The organism is Halomonas garicola (assembly GCF_055382465.1).
In genome coordinates this window covers 1041186-1057412 of record NZ_AP043931.1, presented here as the reverse complement: position 1 = coordinate 1057412, position 16227 = coordinate 1041186, and the positions used below count along the sequence as shown (strand labels likewise).

The following is a 16227-nucleotide window of genomic DNA, read 5'->3' as shown; positions in this document are numbered from 1 at the left end:
CTGGCATTGGGGATTAGTCATAAATGGCGCAACAAAGCTTCAATATCAACTCTATAATTATCCATACTTCCCGAGCCCGGAAAAACTGAAAACTCTACACCCGCAGCTCTCGCCACAGAGAGATGGCGAAGGTTAATGCGATCAGAACGCCCCCACATCATCACTTGGGTACCAGGCTGGCAAAATGCAATATTATGAAGCGCTGACCCATCTTCTCCAACAACAATCGAAGCCGTGGAGAAAATACGCGCCTGTTCAGCCAAGGAGTACTCCTGCGGATCGACAGATATGAAACCTATCTTCTCTAGTTTCTCTCCAAGCTCCCTTTGATTACTGGCGTATGGTGGCTTTCTTCTTACTATAAGAACCTTATCAAAGCAATTATCACCATATCTCTCCTTCATTCTTTTATATCTGGTAGCCGGCTGAGAGAAAAGATACTGTCTCAACTGGGAAAAAGCCTCAAACAATGCAGACTCTGAGTAGACTTCACCCTCTTTGGCTACCAAGGGAACAATAGCCTCTCCAAGGACGATACCTCTGTATTTATCATGCTCACTGATATCATTACGCAAGTTGAGAGCATCGATAAAAGGCCAAGCCCAGGGCGGTATTTTCCTCGTTATTATTGGAACTTTTTCCTCGGATCTATCAAGATACTTTTTTGCCAGCACCAACCTTGGCAGAAAATCAAGAAGCCAATGCCCATACACCCTGAACCCAGGAGCCGTCAAGACTATGCCACGCTCCAGGTAACATAGGTCAGATACCTTGGCGTGGGAGATCGAAGGGTCCGATAGATCACTTTCCAGCAAGGGAGCATGCCAGTTCACGGATGATCCCAAAATATATTGCCTTTCAGGAAGGCTATACATCGTAAACCGAGGACCAGTCAGCAATAACTGCTGCGCAATCAACAGCCGCTTAGGCCAGGCTTTGATATGAGCGCTACGGCCAAGTACCTTGTAATAGGCAGGAGCCCCAGGGCCGCTGCAACTAAGTTTTTCCTTATCGGCCCAAAGGTTATCGACTTCTTGGTAAAAAAGACTATCGGCCTTACCCCCTGCCTCTTTTTTAGCGTGGGATGAAATCTTAAGTGTGTTCATACTTTTTTCGCCGAAGCATTACTCATATGCTCTTCCAGCTTGATTCCTGGCGGCAAAACCTTCACGGGACGATATTCTTGACCTTGAAGAAAGCCAATATCGCCACCAAGGAACTCAGACAGCCTTGCATTATCACTCATGAAATAATCGTTCAACGCCTGTTGCTCTGGAACAGAGAAAATAACGAACTTATCATGAATATTGGGCACTTTCTCGGATAGCGCTAGGACTTCATCACGTATCCGTGAAAAACTCGCCGCATCGTTAGCCTTCCTTCCTCTCGCCTGCAGCACCGCCAGGCACCTTGTCGGGAGCGAGGGATTAACGATCCTTGGACCTGGTTCTGTCTCGGCAACATCTCGAACAGGAAGCCCGAACTTATCAAAGAAATCCTTCACCACGTTCTGGCTGTAAGGAATCACCATGATGTTTTCCCTGCCCACCACATCACTCCACTGCCTGATGTTCTGGTAGAAGTTCAGCCAGTGAATATTGCGCATGGCCAGGGTAAACAGCGAGGCGCCGTAGCGAACGTTGGGATCCTTCACCAGCTGGTTGAAGAGTGACAGCAGCAGCTCGGATTGGGCCCGAATGGTAAAGATCACTACCACTCGGCTGAAATGTTCACTCACGAAAGCGCTGAAGCGCGGGTTGTTGAAGTAGAAGGGAGACAACTCAGATGAAAGCAGCACGTTCTCGGCCGGGCTCGACACCATTTCCAGCCGGAGCTTCTCTAGGGCCTGCTCCGGGGTCATGTCGCTTTGATAGGCCCCGCTGCCCTTGAACGATAGCGCAAAGGGGTGGTGGGAGTGATCAGGCCACTGGAGGCTCTGAGGGTAGAGGATCCCCTTCTGCAACAAGTCGTCCTGCTGGAGCTGCAGCTGCAACTGGATGGCAGAGGTCCCCGTCTTGGACCAGCCAACGTGGAGATAAAGGGTGTCTTTTTTCATCATTCACCAATAAACGGATTACGGCCAACCTGGCTCACCAGCTTGCCCCACTTGAGAATCTGACCTTCATCCAGCGCATCGGGCCCTTGCAACACCTTGGGAAAGCCCAGGGCCTGCCACTTGTCCATGGGATGAAGGATATGGAAGGTCGTCAGCCCGAGATCACCGGGCAGCTGGGCATCGGCCACCACGTTGTCGCCGATGTGCAGGTAGCGGGTGATCCCCTCCTCCGCCAGGTCCTGCTTGACCATATGCCACATGGTGCCATTGTCCTTGCGTTTCTGTTCTGCGCTGGAGACGAGCAGCCGGTAGGGCACCGTGATGCCGGCCTTCTTGAGCATCAGGCCGACCTGCCCACGGGTATAGTAGGTATCGGAGATGATCCAGAGCTTGTGCCCCAGGCTGCCCAGGTTGTTGAACAGCTCCACCATTTCGTTCTTGGGCAGAATCATCTTGAGGTCGAGTTCGAACTCCTGTTGCATCCAGCGTTTGCCTTCCTCAGCAGTGACGTCAAGCTGCTTGGCCAGCTCGGCATAGATGTCGATTATCGACACATCACCCTTGAACTGGGCCCTCTTCCTCAAGGTGAACTCGGCTTCATTGCGCAGCTTGACGAAGGCTTCCGCCGACTCGACCTTCCCCGCCTCGGCAAGCTCCTGACCCAACTTCAGCTTGGCGTAGTCGGCCTCGGTATATTCACGGCGAACCAGGGTATCAAACACATCGAAGCTGATGCACTCATGGGCGCGGATGGCAGGCAGCTGCGCATCAATGCTGCTTCCCTGGTAGCTTGAGAATATATAGGTCTGGTCGCTGGTAAACTGCCCGGTGGGCGGATAGTAGTAAAACTCCCGGTAACCACGTGCTTCTGCCAGCTTGCCGATAATACGCTCCAGCGCATGTAACATGGAGCCATCATTGGGTAGCGGCTCTTCAGGGAAGTCCTCGTAGCGCCAGGAGGAAGCAAGCAGATCCTTGAGTGCGGCAGGGCGTGCCCAGAACATCCCCCCAGCCGGGTAGCTGAGAAAGCCCTTGCAGGGCTCGATGCCGTACCTATCTGACCACTCCTTCATGAAGCCCGTGTTCATGGTCGCATGATTCACCCAGGAGGGCATCATCCAGAAGGTCGTGGGGTAATAGACCCCAAGCTCATTATGCTCGGCAAACAGGTTCAGCACCCCACTGGCAACCGCTGGGTCACGGAGCAGATACTCCGTCAGATAGTCGGCCCACTGGGTCTGCTCACGCCCTGAGTAGAGCGACTTCTTGGAGTGGAGATGGCAGAAGAGGTCATACTGCTGAAGTTTCTCGGCATACTCCACCAGCCAGGGTGCAAAGTTTCGACCGCGATTGGGCACGACCCGAATCTCGACGTGCCTGACCCTGGGGTGCGCCTCGAAGACCTTCCGGGCAGTCGCAATATGCTCTTCCTTCGCAAGGGTCAGCAGTACATCCAGTTCGATGGGAAACTCGTTAAGTGCCTGAGCGAAGCGATGGATATAGTCTTCGTAGAAGATATGTAGGCAGGCAGCGATCTTGAGCTCTTGGGCAGCACCGGTAACCTGTCGCTGAGGCTCCAGGATCTGGCGCGGCGCCCAGCGTGGCTGATGCGGTGCGAACCCCCTGCCCTCTTCCCTGCCATGCATCAGGTAGTGCAGCAACGGGCTGAGTTGCCCATGGTACACATCCATATAGGTACGGTGATAGGTTTCACCATCGAAGGCCGGTGACGGATTGATGGGTGAAAAGGCAGACTTGCGAACATAGTCTCTGAAGGCATCGAGGTCGCTGTCGAACTCTCTGCCATATTGCACTGCATACCACTGCGGATCGAAAAGCCCTGAACGGATTGCCTCCTGGGAGAGGGCTTCATAGTCAATTCGTGGGCTCCCCGTCGCTCTCTTCAGACTTCTTTGCAGTGACTTAAGGCTATTGATCATGAAGGCACCTGTTTAGATTCCGAAGATTTGCAGCGGATTGACCATGCCGTTGCCGGTAATATCATCGTCGGCAGTAAACAGATGCCAGACCGCCTGAGGAATGGCGCCTGGGCGCGTCGCAAAGACCTCATAAAGCGCCTCGACCTCCTCGACGCTGTAGGTCACCTTATTGCGCAATGCTTCGGTCACGGCCTCTCTGGCGCCTTCCAGCACCGCCTCCAGGTTCTGATAGTAGCGCTGGCTGGAGGCCTCTCTGCCGTAGAAGAAGAGATAGTCGCCATCCTGGCTCTGCCGAATATCCACCACCTGGCCATGGGGCGCCGTCATCATGCATTCCAGCAGCAACGAACGCTCCAGCAGGGTATAGTCTTCCTTCCAGGCCACCCCTTCACGGAAAACCCCCTTCATGGTGGCCACCTGGTCGCCGAGAGACTGCTTGCCCGGCTTGGTGGCAACGAAATAGAGGCCCGCCGTATCGCGCTGGACAAAATGTGTGCAGAGCTTCTGGATGGAGCCGGCGTAGCCGACATCCAGCATTAACGGCATCACGCCATCTTCAGTCAGTCCCTGACTCTTGAAGTAGCCATAGGCAGCCTGACGAGTCGACGCGACCTGCTTCTGCAAACGTTCGGCATGCGGCCTCAGCCACTCCTGTACCTCATCCGCCTGTTCGGGAAGCGAGAGCTCGAAGCCAAGCACCTCGGCAGGCACTGACGCGAAGGCTTCATGCATCTGCAGGCCAAAGCGCTTCATCAGCAGCTCGAGAAGGGTGCCCTCGAACTCCATCTTCAGGGCAATATCCCAGGTCGCTGCCTCGCCCAGCATGGCCCGGAACAGCAGGGTACGCGACACCTTCAAATAAATGGGCGCCCTGTCCAGGTGAATCAGCCCCTCATCATAGAGGTGTGTGAGTAACTGGTGCAGCAGCCACCCTTCCCTGGCGAGGCATACCGGCAACTTGTCGTCCGCCTCCTGCTCAACCGCTCGTGCATACATCGTCAAGGCGGGTCCCAGGAAGGTGGCGCCAAACTCCCTCAGTGCCGTATAAGTCTCTTTCATGTTATCCCTTTCATAGAAAGAAGCTCGCTATTAGGCAAACTTCACCGCATCCACAAACGAGTCGCCCTGCCCATCCTTCTCGGAGACCCGTGGCGCCTTGTGGTCCACCAGTGGCCAAGCGATGGCAAGCGTCGGGTCATCCCAGCGGATGCAGTATTCGTCGCCGGGGTTGTAGTAGTCGGTGCACTTGTACTGGAACTCGGCCTCGTCACTGGTGACGTAGAAGGCGTGGGCGAAGCCGGGCGGTACCCACAGCAGCTGCTTGTTCTCGGCGCTCAGGGTGGCGCCGACCCACTGGCCGAAGGTGGGACTAGACTGGCGCAAGTCCACCGCCACATCGAATACCTCGCCACGGGTCACCCGCACCAGCTTGCCCTGGGGTTTCTCCAGCTGGTAATGCAGGCCGCGCAGGATGCCGTGGGCCGACAGGCTGTGGTTATCCTGAACGAAGGTGTAGTCGCCGCAGTGCTGCTCGAACTCGGACTGGCGGAAGATTTCCATGAAGAAGCCGCGTTCGTCGCCGAAGACTTTCGGGGTGAGCAGGACGACGTCGGGGATGGCGAGTTTTTCGTAAATCATAAGGACCTTAGCTGTAAGCTTTAAGCCGTAAGCTGTAAGTAAAAACCAACCGCTCGGCTCAGGTAAATGTGGGTAGTCTACGATTGATCGGGGACACCTGCGGCTATCGCGCAGCGGCACTGCGTTCCTACAGGGCGGTTTCGAGCAGGGCTTGGGCGTCGGCGATCAAGGCATCGAGGTGTTCCTCGCCCTGGAAGCTTTCGGCGTAGAGCTTGTAGAGCGCTTCGGTGCCGCTGGGGCGGGCGGCGAACCAACCGTTGGCGGTGGTGACCTTGAGCCCGCCGATGGAGGCGCCGTTGCCGGGGGCCTGGGTCATGATCTGCTCGATGGGGTCGCCGGCCAGGCTGCTGGCGGTTACGCTTTGGGCACTCAGCCCCTTGAACCCCGCCTTCTTCTCGGCGCCGCAGGGGGTATCGATGCGGCGGTAGTGCGGGGTGCCGAAGAGCTCGGTCAATCGAGCATAGTGCTGACTGGGTGACAGACCGGTGACGGCCATGATCTCGGCGGCCAGCAGGCACAGGGCGATGCCGTCCTTGTCGGTGGACCAGGGCGCGCCTTGCCGGGTCAGCAGGCTGGCCCCGGCGCTCTCCTCGCCGCCGAAGGCCAGCCAGCCCTGGTGCAGGCCTTCGACGAACCACTTGAAGCCCACCGGCACCTCGTGCAGCTCACGGTCATACGCTGCCACCACGCGGTCGATCATCGACGACGACACCAGCGTCTTGCCGATCTTGAGCTCCCGCGACCACTCGGGTCGATGCCCCAGCAGGTAGGCGATGGCCACGGCCAGGTAGTGGTTGGGGTTCATCAGCCCGCCGGCATCGACGATGCCGTGGCGGTCGGCGTCGGGGTCATTGCCGAAGGCCAGGTCGAAGCGATCCTCGATGGCCAGCAGGTTGGCCATGGCCGCGGGGCTGGAGCAGTCCATGCGGATCCTGCCGTCGTGATCCGGCGGCATAAAGGCGAAAGCGGGGTCGATCTCGGGATTCACGATCTCGAGATCGAGGCCATAGCGCTCGGCCACCCGCCGCCAGATCGGCAGCGCCGTGCCGCCCATGGGGTCCGCCCCCAGGTGCAGCCCGCTGGCCTGGATGGCGGCCATGTCCACCACCTCGCCCAGGCTCTCCACATAATGGCCAATCAGGTCCTGCTCGCGGGCCGCCTGGCGCGCCTGGACCAGCGGCAGGCGGGCGATGCCCTCCCCCTGCTCATCGTCCTGTGCCTCCAGGTAGCGATTGGCCCGCGCCTCCAGCCAGCCGGTGATCTCGGCCTCGGCCGGACCACCATGAGGCGGGTTGTACTTGATGCCACCATCTTCCGGCGGATTGTGGGACGGGGTGATGATCAGGCCATCGGCGCGCGGCGCCTCACTCTGCGCGTTATGGCGCAGGATGGCATGACTGATCACCGGCGTGGCCAGCACCTCATCGCCGGTGGCGATGACGACGTCGACGCCGTTGCCGGCCAGCACCTCCAGGGTGGTCTCCCAGGCGGGCCGGGAGAGCACATGGGTATCACGGCCCAGGAACAGCGGGCCGGTGATACCGGCCTCGCGGCGGTGATCCACCACCGCCTGGACGATGGCGGCGATATGCGCCTCGTTGAAGCTGCCGGCCAGCGAGCTGCCGCGATGGCCGGAGGTGCCGAAGCTCACCCGCTGAGCGGGGTCGTTGGGGTCTGGATGATCCGAATAGGCTTGAAGAAGAGGGTTGGGCATAGTTACCAGGATAAATTTCGCCCGATAAATCGGGCTCCTACGAGGTTGTGTGCCAGGCAGGCATTGTAGGAGCCGAATTTATTCGGCGATTGGAATGGGAACCTATCAAGGGTTATCGGCTGATAAATCGCGCGCTACGATTTCGCTATACGCAGCAGATACTCGCCATAGCCGGTCTTCTTCAACGCGATGCCGCAGGCCACCAGCTGCTCGGTGGTGATCCAGCCGTTATGCCAGGCGATCTCCTCCAGACAGGCGACCTTCAGGCCCTGGCGATGCTCGATGGTCTGAACGTACTGGGCGGCCTCGAGCAGGCTGTCGTGGGTACCGGTATCCAGCCAGGCGAAGCCGCGGCCCAGGCGCTCCACACGCAGATCGCCACGTTGCAGGTAGGCGTTGTTGATGCTGGTGATCTCCAGCTCGCCGCGTGCGCTGGGCTTGACCGCCTTGGCAATCTCGACCACATCGTTGTCGTAGAAGTAGAGGCCGGTGACCGCATAGGGTGACTTCGGCTCCTCCGGCTTCTCCTCGATGGAGATGGCTGTGCCCTGTTCGTCAAATTCCACCACGCCGAAGCGCTCGGGATCCTTGACCAGGTAGCCGAACACCGTGGCGCCGGAGGGCTGCGCGGCGGCGCGCTGGAGCTGGTCGCTGAAGTGCTGACCGTGGAAGATGTTATCGCCAAGCACCAAGCACACCGGATCGTCGCCGATAAACTCCTCGCCGATGATAAAGGCCTGGGCCAGGCCATCGGGGCTCGGTTGCACGGCATACTCGAAACGCACGCCGAAGTCCTCGCCGCTGCCCAGCAGGTTCTCGTACTGAGGCAGGTCTTCCGGAGTGGAGATGATCAGGATCTCGCGGATGCCGGCCAGCATCAGCACCGAGATGGGATAGTAGATCATCGGCTTGTCGTAGATCGGCAGTAACTGCTTGGAAACGCCGCGGGTAATGGGGTGCAGGCGAGTGCCGGAACCGCCGGCGAGGATGATGCCTTTACGTGCCATAAGAGTTTCTTCCTTGAGTGGTGCGTCGTAGGAGCCCGATTTATCGGTGGTCCGACATTTCGGCGATGGTAGCCTCATCGCGCGATAAATCGCGCTCCTACGGGGTGTGGTGGCAGCATTGCCAATGTAGGAGCCGGATTTATCCGGCGAGGGCAGTCTCTTCGCGCGATAAATCGCGCTTCTACCTGTCGAGGTGTTCGGCCAACGTCAGTCCCAGCTGCTCTTGCCAGCTGGGCAGGGTGATGCCTAGTACACGCTCCAGCTCCTGGCAGCAGAGCCGCGAGTTGAGCGGCCGGGTGGCCGGGGTCGGGTATTCCGCAGTAGGGATTGCGGCTACACCTTCGGGCGTAATGGCCAGCTCCTCGCCCAGCACTGCGGCCTGGCGGAAGATCTCCTGGGCGAAGCCATGCCAGCTGGTCTCGCCGGCGGGGGCCAGGTGGTAGATACCGGCTGGTGGCCTTGTAGGAGCCCGACTCTGTCGGGCGATGCCATCGGAGAGCGCCATTGCCGTGACCTGGGCGATCAGGCGGGCCGGGGTGGGGGCACCGACCTGGTCGCTGACCACCTTGAGCGCATCCCGCTCGCGGCCCAGGCGCAGCATGGTCTTCATGAAGTTGTTGCCACGAGCGCTATATACCCAGCTGGTGCGGAAGATCAGATGGTGACATCCACTGGCCTGCACCGCCTCGTCGCCCTCCAGCTTGGTCTGGCCGTAGACACTGAGCGGGCCGGTGGCGTCCTGCTCCCGCCACGGGGCCTCCCCACTGCCGGGGTAGACGTAATCACTGGAGTAGTGCACCAGCCACTGGCCGCGGGCGGCGCTGTACGCGGCCAGCTGTGCCGGCAGATCGGCATTCAGCCGCCGCGCCAGCGCGGGCTCCTCCTCGGCCTTGTCCACCGCGGTATAGGCCGCGGCATTGACGATCAGTGTGGGCTGGTGGGCTTCCAACCACTGTTCGACGGCTGATGCATCGGCCAGATCCAGCTTGGCCCGATCAGGCGCCAGCACCTCGCCGAGCAGACAGAGCTGACGCTTCAGCTCGAAGCCGACCTGCCCATTACCTCCCGTTACCAGAATCTTCATGCACCAACCCCCAGTCGCTCACCTTGATAGCTGCCGTCCAGCACGCGCTGCCACCAGCTCTCGTTGGTCAGATACCACTCCACGGTCTTGCGCAGACCGGTTTCGAAAGTTTCTGCAGGCACCCAGCCCAGCTCGCGTTCGATCTTGCCGGCGTCGATGGCGTAGCGCAGATCGTGGCCGGGGCGGTCTTGGACAAAGGTGATCAGGTCGCGGTAGTGCTCAAGCACTGAGCCATCCGCTGATCGCCCGATGAATCGGGCTCCTACAACATCATCGGAGTGGGTTGCCGTCGCCTTGTAGGAGCCGGATTTATCCGGCGATTCAGTATTGGCGGTGTCATCATGGGCAGGGAGAGGGCGTAGCTCCTGCAGAATCTCGCAGAGCGTCTCCACCACCTCGAGATTGGTCTTCTCGTTATGGCCACCGATGTTGTAGGTCTCGCCTACCTCGCCCTCGCTGGCGACCTTGATCAGCGCGCGGGCGTGATCGTCGACATAGAGCCAGTCGCGGATCTGCTGACCATCGCCATACACCGGCAGCGGCTTGCCGGCCAGGGCGTTGAGAATCATCAGCGGAATCAGCTTCTCGGGGAAGTGATAGGGCCCGTAGTTGTTGGAGCAGTTGGTGATCAGGGTGGGCAGGCCGAAGGTACGCTGCCAAGCGCGCACCAGGTGATCGGAGCCGGCCTTGCTGGCGGAGTAAGGCGAGCTGGGGGCGTAGGGGGTGTCCTCTGTAAACAGAGAGCTTGAAGCTTGAAGCTGGAAGCTGGAAGAAGCCCCCTCCTCCGCCAAATCTCCATACACCTCATCGGTGGAGATATGGTGGAAGCGGAAGCCGGCGGCCTTCTCGGGTTCACTCTCTTGCAGCGCCTTCCAGTAGCCCCGGGCGGCCTCCAGCAGCACCGAGGTGCCCACCACATTGGTCTGAATAAACTCGGCGGGGCCATCGATTGAGCGGTCCACATGGCTCTCCGCGGCCAGGTGCATCACCACATCGGGCTGATGCTCGGCGAAGGCGCGCTGCATGGCCGGCGCATCGCAGATATCGGCCTGAATAAAGCTATAGCGCGGGCTATCGGCTACCTCGGCCAGCGACTCCAAGTTGCCGGCATAGGTGAGCTTGTCGACGTTGACGACGCGGTGGTCGGTGTTCTTGATAAGCTCGCGCACCACCGCGGAGCCGATGAAGCCGGCGCCGCCGGTGATCAGAAAGGTCTTGGGCATGATCTGCTTCGTGATTGGTGAGTGGTGAGGGGTGAGGGGTGAGTCGTGTGCAGGCACGCTACCGCCGACCAAAGCCTCGATGAGCTTCGGCATAAGTGCCTTTGGGTGGCATGGTAACCCAGTCGACCCGGGCCCCGAACCCCACTGCGGCCTTGAGCATAATGTTCGGGCGCGTCAAGAGGAGATCGCCGACAGTGAAGGTAATCCGTTATAGCCGATGGAGAGGATCGCCCGGCCAGTCATGCACAAGCCCAGGCGGCTGCCTGGGCTTGTGTTGAGCTCCGCCGCTGGCGAAGCCATTCTCATAGTATCGAAACGATACTTGCTGCCGGCCGTCAGGCCTTCGGCTGTGCCGGGCGCAGGATCACGCGCTTGTTGCGCAGGATCTGGCCGTCCTTCTCACGCTCCACCTCGCGGATGTTAGGGCCTGTTGACGTTTCACATTGGTAGCCATAAAAAGCCGCATGCCAAGGCCACCATGCTTTCGTAATTTCGTTTGAGCTTATCGTAGCGCGTCGCAATGGCGCGATACGGTTTCAATCGAGCAAAGGCATTCTCAACCAGATGCCGGTAGCGATATAACCCTCTGTCCAGATTGGCATTTCCTTTTTTCGAGTTACGCCTGCGTGGAATGACGGCAGCCATTCCTTTGGCTTCGACCTGCTCACGGATACGTTCACTGTCATAGCCTTTGTCAGCCACCAGCGCGTCACCTGCCGGCAAACCGTCAATCAATGCCTGGGCTTCCGTGCTGTCGTGCACTTCACCCCCGGTTATTCTGAAGGCGATCGGCAACCCATAAGCATCCACGGCCAAGTGGATCTTGCTGGTATTGCCTGCACGACTTTTGCCAATGGCTTCTGCATCTTCCGTGGCAGCCCCAGTGCTATCTTGGTGAGCCTTGACGTAGGAACCATCAATAAATAGCCACTCGACATCAGGATCTTCCACCAGAGAGATGAAAATCCTCATCAGCTTTCCACTCGCTGACCAGGCGTTGAAGCGCTTGTAGACCGTGTTCCAGGGGCCAAACGCCTCCGGTAGGTCCCGCCACGGGCAGCCGGTTCGCATCCGATAAAGGATGCCTTCCACCGTGGTACGCAGATCGGTCTTGTCATAAATACCTTGTTGAAGCAGGATAGATTTCAGCTTCGGCCAGTGTTCATCCGTGAGCATTTGTCGGGGCATGGCAGGCTTGCAGTTTGTTGGCTTAGGAACCTTTATTCTGTGAGCTTGCCCCTATCCTGCCAATACCCCTGCCATGAAACGTCAACAGACCCTAATACGGCCAAAGCCGGGCACGCGCAGGCGGCCCGCCTCACGCTCGTTTACCTCGGCGGCCAGCGCCTGCAGGGTTCCGCGCACGAGGGCGGCCATGCGCTTGTCGTTCATCTTGCCGGCCAGGTCGGGGTTCTGCGCCTTCATGCGCTCCACCAGGTCGGCGGGCTTGAGGGTATCAATCTCGGTCGCTTGCCGGGTACCGACAGTTGTCTCGGTCATCATGGTCTCGTTCCTTGTCTGGGTCGTTGGGGTTGGCCTTACTCGAGAAGCCCACGCTGATTAAGAGTCCTGCGCAGCTGCTTGATGCTGCGCATCGTCTCCTCGGCCAGCACCCGCGCCGCTTCCTGGTTCTCCGCGCACTGCTGCTGCTCGAACCACTCCCGCGCCTGATCGATCTGCTCGGCCAGGGTCAGCGCCGCCAGCTCCTGCTTGAGCTGATGACTGCGGTGCTGAGTGGCCACCCAGGTATCGAACTCGGCGACCTCTTGCGCGGTCAGCTGCTCGCGCAGCTCGGCGGGCAATATAGGGCTCGCCAGCTTGACGCTACCCACCACCTGGGCCCGCCCCCGCTTGATAGCGGGGTCATATTTCATGCGGACCAGCTGGACGACCTGCTTGCGAACACGGAAATGCATGGGAGCTCCTCAAAGGCTTACACAGGCAATATATTGCCCGATCAAAAGGAGCGCAAGGTGTTTCACCCGCCAGCGCCGTGAGCTTGGAGCTGGAAGAGCGCCGCTGCGCGGCTGGAAGCTGAAAGAGAGGGCCGTGGGGAAAGAGCAACTTGCTGCGCGAATAGCGGTGTTACGCAGCCGGCTCATGCGGGCGAGCCGTCAGGTCAACGCCAAGGGCTCGCATCACGACCAGCATGGTTTTCAGCGTGGGGTTCCCCTGCTCGCTGAATGAGCGATACAGCTGCTCGCGGGAAAGCCCGGTTTCCCGGGCAAGCTCGCTCATGCCTTTGGCACGTGCTGCCACGCCCATCGCCTTGGCAATGTAGGCGGAGTCGCCCGTTTCCAACGCATCCGCCAGAAACACCGCAATCGCCTCCTCGCTTTCCAGGGCGGCTGCCGGATCGTAGTCAAAAATCTTATCGCTCATGACGCCTCCCACTCTGCTGCAAGCCGCTGTGCTGTCTCGATATCGCGCTGCTGCGTACTCTTGTCGCCACCGCAAAGAAGAATGACGATTTCGCTGCCGCGCTGCTTGAAATAGACACGATATCCAGGGCCATGATGAATGCGTAGCTCGCTGACACCCTGCCCTACGGGCTGAACATCGCCTGGCAAGCCATTGGCGAGACGGAAGACACGCGCCGCTATCAGCGCCTTGGCGCGTTGATCCCGCAACTTGCGCTCCCATTTCCGGTACGTGTCGGTCTGTTTGATATCGAGCATGATGCAAGTGTAGTTTATAAACTACAGCACCTCAATGGCTGCCTCGCTCCGGCTCGTTGGCCGCGCAGCCGGGCACTTTCCGCCTACGAATGCTTCAACAAATGCTCCACCATCGCGCGGGTAGCGGCATCATCAACCCAGTCGCCGGCGGCGTCGCCTTCCGCCAGGCTCTGCTCCAGGCCCTGGGCCAGGCGCTTACCCAGCTCCACCCCGGGCTGGTCGAAGGGATTGAGCCCCCACAGCAGCGATTGAACGAACACCTTGTGCTCATACATGGCGAGCAGGGCGCCCAGGTTCCAGGGCGTCAGCTCCTCCATCACGAGCACCGAGCAAGGCTGGTTACCGCGATAGCCGCGAGCCATATGGGCCTGCAGCGAGGCAGGTATGGCGTCGTCGCCCAGGGCCATCAGTTGCGCCTGGGCCAGGCAGTTGGCGAGGGTCAGACGCTGCTGCGCACTCAGGGTCTCCCGCAGGGCCTCGGGGGCTTGGGCATGGCGGCGCGCCACAGGGAAAACGCATGAAAGATCCTACACCGCGAGAATGTCTGCCAGATAGGTCTCATCCAGCGCCGCTTTCTTCTGTTTCCGCCGGATTCCGCCCTTGAAACGCTTCTCCCCTTTCAGGTAATTCAAAGCGATATGTCGGACCCTGGCGAGATTTTCTGCCGCCCGTCCGCGATGGATTTTGCAGGCATCCTCTCGCAGTGCCACGTCCAAGGACCAGTGGAGCTTCGCCTCAATATGCCAGTGCTGACGAGCCGCTTCGGCGAGCTTCTTGGCGCTCAGGTCGGCAGAGCTGATGTAGTAGCGGATCATCGGGGCTTCCGGCACCTCATCACCTTCCTGGCGGAAACTCATCACCACGCCTACCGATTTCAGGCCCGGCCATTCATAGCTAAGCTTCTGAAATTCTTCAGTAACCTCGCTGACAATATGGTATCTGGTCTCTTGCCGGCCTCGGTTCTTCTCATCCGTGACATAGGCGTCACCCTCGAAGCTGGCGACCTTGGCCATGGGGAATGCGGCCTCGAAGGCGTCAGCCAAGGCCGGCTGGTTGTCCTTCACGGACAGCAGGTAATCGGCGCCCTTCTGCAGGATCTGAGTGGCGATCTTCTTCTGGCACCCCATGGCATCGATCGTCACCAGACAGCCTTGCAGGTTGAGAAGCTTGAGCAGCTCGGGAATCGCCGTTATCTCGTTGGATTTCTCCGCCGTCTTGATCTGCCCCAGCACCACACCATTCGCCGCACTGAAAGCGCTGACCATGTGGATTGCCCCTTTGCCCTTCCCTCGGCAGTACGAGCCGCGCAGGGTCTTGCCATCGATGGCAACCACCGCCCCATCGGTGACGTCATGACAAGCCTTCATCCACTCGGCAAAGGCGGTTTGGACCTGCTTGGCATCCACCATCGCCATCACCCGGGCCAGGGTGTCATGGCTCGGTACGCCAGCCTCAAAATCACCGTACTGGCGAAGAAAATCCAGCTTTGCGTGGCCAAAATCCTCTATCTCGTCCCACCCCTCCGCACCACAGATCACTGCACAGACCGTCAGGAAGAGAATATCCGACAGCTGATGCTGCACTTTCCACGCCTGACGGAAGTCGGGAACGATCGATAGATGGTGCATAAGGGACGGCGTCAGCATCGGGTCATCCATGAGAAAAAGTCGTTAGATGACCACATTAGCTCCTACTGGTAAAGCGCTACGAAGCCCGTCGTAGAGCGGTTTTTCATGCGTTTTCCCTGCGGCGCGCCACGGCAATGAAGTCGGCGCTCACGGTATGGCTGCCCTGGTGCAGCAGCTGGTAGAAGGCGTGCTGACCGTTGGGCCCTACGTCGCCCCACAGGATCGGGCAGGTGGTGTGCTCGACGCTCTGCCCATCCCGGCCCACGCTCTTGCCGTTGGACTCCATCTCCAGCTGCTGCAGGTAACCGGGCAGGCTGGCGAGCCGACCATCGTAGGGAAGCACCGCATGGGAGGGGATGCCCAAAAACTGACTGTTCCAGGCGCCCACCACGGCCATCAGTACCGGCAGATTGCGTACGGTGGGCGCCTCGAGAAAGTGGCGATCCATGGTATGGGCACCGGCCAGCAGTTCATCGAAGGCCGGCATGCCGATCTGAACCGCCAGGCTGATACCAATGGTCGACCACAGCGAGAAGCGCCCGCCTACCCCCTCCGCAAAGGTCAGCCGGTGCGCCTCGGGAATGCCCAGGGCAGCCATCTTCTCCGGCCGGGCGGAAACGCCGATCAGCTGCTGGCGGCAGATCGCCTCACGGCTTGCCCCCAGCGCACTGCTCAGCCATGTCAGGGCCGTTTCCAGGTTGTAGCGAGTATCGGCGGTAGTGAACGACTTCGAGGCCATCACCAGCAACGTGGCCGCGGGGTCGAGTCTTTCGAACAGCACCACCAGCTGGCTGGCATCCATGGTGGAGACATAGTGCACCGAGGGGCCGCGGGTCGGGTGCGTCTCTTCCAGCGCCTCTGCCACCAGCCGCGGGCCGAGATCCGAGCCGCCCACGCCGATATGGATCACATGACGAATCGGCTGCCCCGTCACACCACGCCACTGCCCGGCACGCAGCCGTTCGACCAGCAGCGCCATACGCCGGCGCTGCTCGGCAGCAAAGGTCACCTCCGCCTCACTGCCCGCTACAGGCGGTGTTTCCTGTGGCCAGCGCAGGGCGGTATGCAGCGCCGGGCGTCCCTCGGAAGGGTTGACGATGCCCGCGGCGAACAGCGCCTGGCGCTGCTCGGCCAGGCCGCAAGCCTCGGCCCACTCGGCTAGATGCTCGAGCGTCTCCGGCTGCAGGCGCTGGCGAGAGAGATCCAGCCGCCAGTCACCGAACGAGACCTCGAGTCGCCGTTGACGCGCCTCGGCCTCT

The 16227-nt window shown here is 59.8% G+C and carries 17 protein-coding genes; all 17 read right to left on the bottom strand.

Going from position 1 to position 16227, the window contains the following annotated elements; genetic code table 11:
* Window positions 1–17 precede the first annotated feature (17 nt).
* Window positions 18–1106 (bottom strand): glycosyltransferase family 61 protein, encoded by a 1089-nt coding sequence (locus ACZ46Y_RS05330; protein WP_311957023.1) that lies wholly within the window; start codon window positions 1104–1106, stop codon window positions 18–20.
* A complete protein-coding gene (locus ACZ46Y_RS05325; protein ID WP_460541375.1) occupies window positions 1103–2056 on the bottom strand; it encodes a hypothetical protein in 954 nt (317 codons plus the stop codon). The genes ACZ46Y_RS05330 and ACZ46Y_RS05325 overlap by 4 nt, the downstream gene beginning before the upstream one ends.
* Window positions 2056–3996, bottom strand: coding sequence for a rhamnan synthesis F family protein (locus tag ACZ46Y_RS05320; RefSeq protein WP_311957020.1), 1941 nt, complete (start codon window positions 3994–3996; stop codon window positions 2056–2058). Before ACZ46Y_RS05320 ends, ACZ46Y_RS05325 begins: the two co-directional genes overlap by 1 nt.
* A gap of 12 nt (window positions 3997–4008) precedes the next feature.
* The gene (locus ACZ46Y_RS05315; protein WP_311957017.1) at window positions 4009–5055 is read right to left on the bottom strand and encodes a hypothetical protein; all 1047 of its coding nucleotides are present in this window, start codon (window positions 5053–5055) and stop codon (window positions 4009–4011) included.
* Window positions 5056–5085: 30 nt separating this feature from the next.
* A complete protein-coding gene (gene rfbC, locus ACZ46Y_RS05310; protein WP_311957015.1) occupies window positions 5086–5634 on the bottom strand; it encodes a dTDP-4-dehydrorhamnose 3,5-epimerase in 549 nt (182 codons plus the stop codon).
* Window positions 5635–5761: 127 nt separating this feature from the next.
* The gene (pgm, locus tag ACZ46Y_RS05305) at window positions 5762–7348 is read right to left on the bottom strand and encodes a phosphoglucomutase (alpha-D-glucose-1,6-bisphosphate-dependent) (protein ID WP_311957013.1); all 1587 of its coding nucleotides are present in this window, start codon (window positions 7346–7348) and stop codon (window positions 5762–5764) included.
* Window positions 7349–7482: 134 nt separating this feature from the next.
* A complete protein-coding gene (gene rfbA / locus ACZ46Y_RS05300; protein ID WP_311957011.1) occupies window positions 7483–8355 on the bottom strand; it encodes a glucose-1-phosphate thymidylyltransferase RfbA in 873 nt (290 codons plus the stop codon).
* Window positions 8356–8536: 181 nt separating this feature from the next.
* Window positions 8537–9439 (bottom strand): dTDP-4-dehydrorhamnose reductase, encoded by a 903-nt coding sequence (gene rfbD, locus ACZ46Y_RS05295; RefSeq protein ID WP_311957001.1) that lies wholly within the window; start codon window positions 9437–9439, stop codon window positions 8537–8539.
* Window positions 9436–10662 (bottom strand): dTDP-glucose 4,6-dehydratase, encoded by a 1227-nt coding sequence (rfbB, locus tag ACZ46Y_RS05290; RefSeq protein WP_311956999.1) that lies wholly within the window; start codon window positions 10660–10662, stop codon window positions 9436–9438. Before rfbB ends, rfbD begins: the two co-directional genes overlap by 4 nt.
* A gap of 438 nt (window positions 10663–11100) precedes the next feature.
* Complete coding sequence (locus tag ACZ46Y_RS05285; RefSeq protein ID WP_311881913.1) at window positions 11101–11850, bottom strand: IS5 family transposase; 750 nt, start codon at window positions 11848–11850, stop codon at window positions 11101–11103.
* A gap of 81 nt (window positions 11851–11931) precedes the next feature.
* The gene (locus ACZ46Y_RS05280) at window positions 11932–12165 is read right to left on the bottom strand and encodes a hypothetical protein (protein WP_311956992.1); all 234 of its coding nucleotides are present in this window, start codon (window positions 12163–12165) and stop codon (window positions 11932–11934) included.
* 35 nt (window positions 12166–12200) lie between these two features.
* Window positions 12201–12578, bottom strand: coding sequence for a hypothetical protein (locus tag ACZ46Y_RS05275; protein WP_311956990.1), 378 nt, complete (start codon window positions 12576–12578; stop codon window positions 12201–12203).
* Window positions 12579–12747: 169 nt separating this feature from the next.
* Window positions 12748–13044, bottom strand: coding sequence for an addiction module antidote protein (locus ACZ46Y_RS05270; protein ID WP_311956988.1), 297 nt, complete (start codon window positions 13042–13044; stop codon window positions 12748–12750).
* Complete coding sequence (locus ACZ46Y_RS05265) at window positions 13041–13340, bottom strand: type II toxin-antitoxin system RelE/ParE family toxin (RefSeq protein WP_300274768.1); 300 nt, start codon at window positions 13338–13340, stop codon at window positions 13041–13043. Before ACZ46Y_RS05265 ends, ACZ46Y_RS05270 begins: the two co-directional genes overlap by 4 nt.
* Window positions 13341–13423: 83 nt before the next feature.
* On the bottom strand, window positions 13424–13846 hold the full coding sequence (locus tag ACZ46Y_RS05260; protein WP_311956985.1) for a glucose-6-phosphate isomerase: 423 nt from the start codon (window positions 13844–13846) through the stop codon (window positions 13424–13426).
* Between the two features lie 21 nt (window positions 13847–13867).
* Window positions 13868–14986, bottom strand: a complete 1119-nt coding sequence (locus ACZ46Y_RS05255) for an ISAs1 family transposase (RefSeq protein ID WP_311956996.1) — start codon at window positions 14984–14986, stop codon at window positions 13868–13870.
* An 85-nt stretch (window positions 14987–15071) separates the two neighbouring features.
* A complete protein-coding gene (locus ACZ46Y_RS05250) occupies window positions 15072–16154 on the bottom strand; it encodes a glucose-6-phosphate isomerase (RefSeq protein ID WP_311956994.1) in 1083 nt (360 codons plus the stop codon).
* Window positions 16155–16227: the final 73 nt, after the last annotated feature.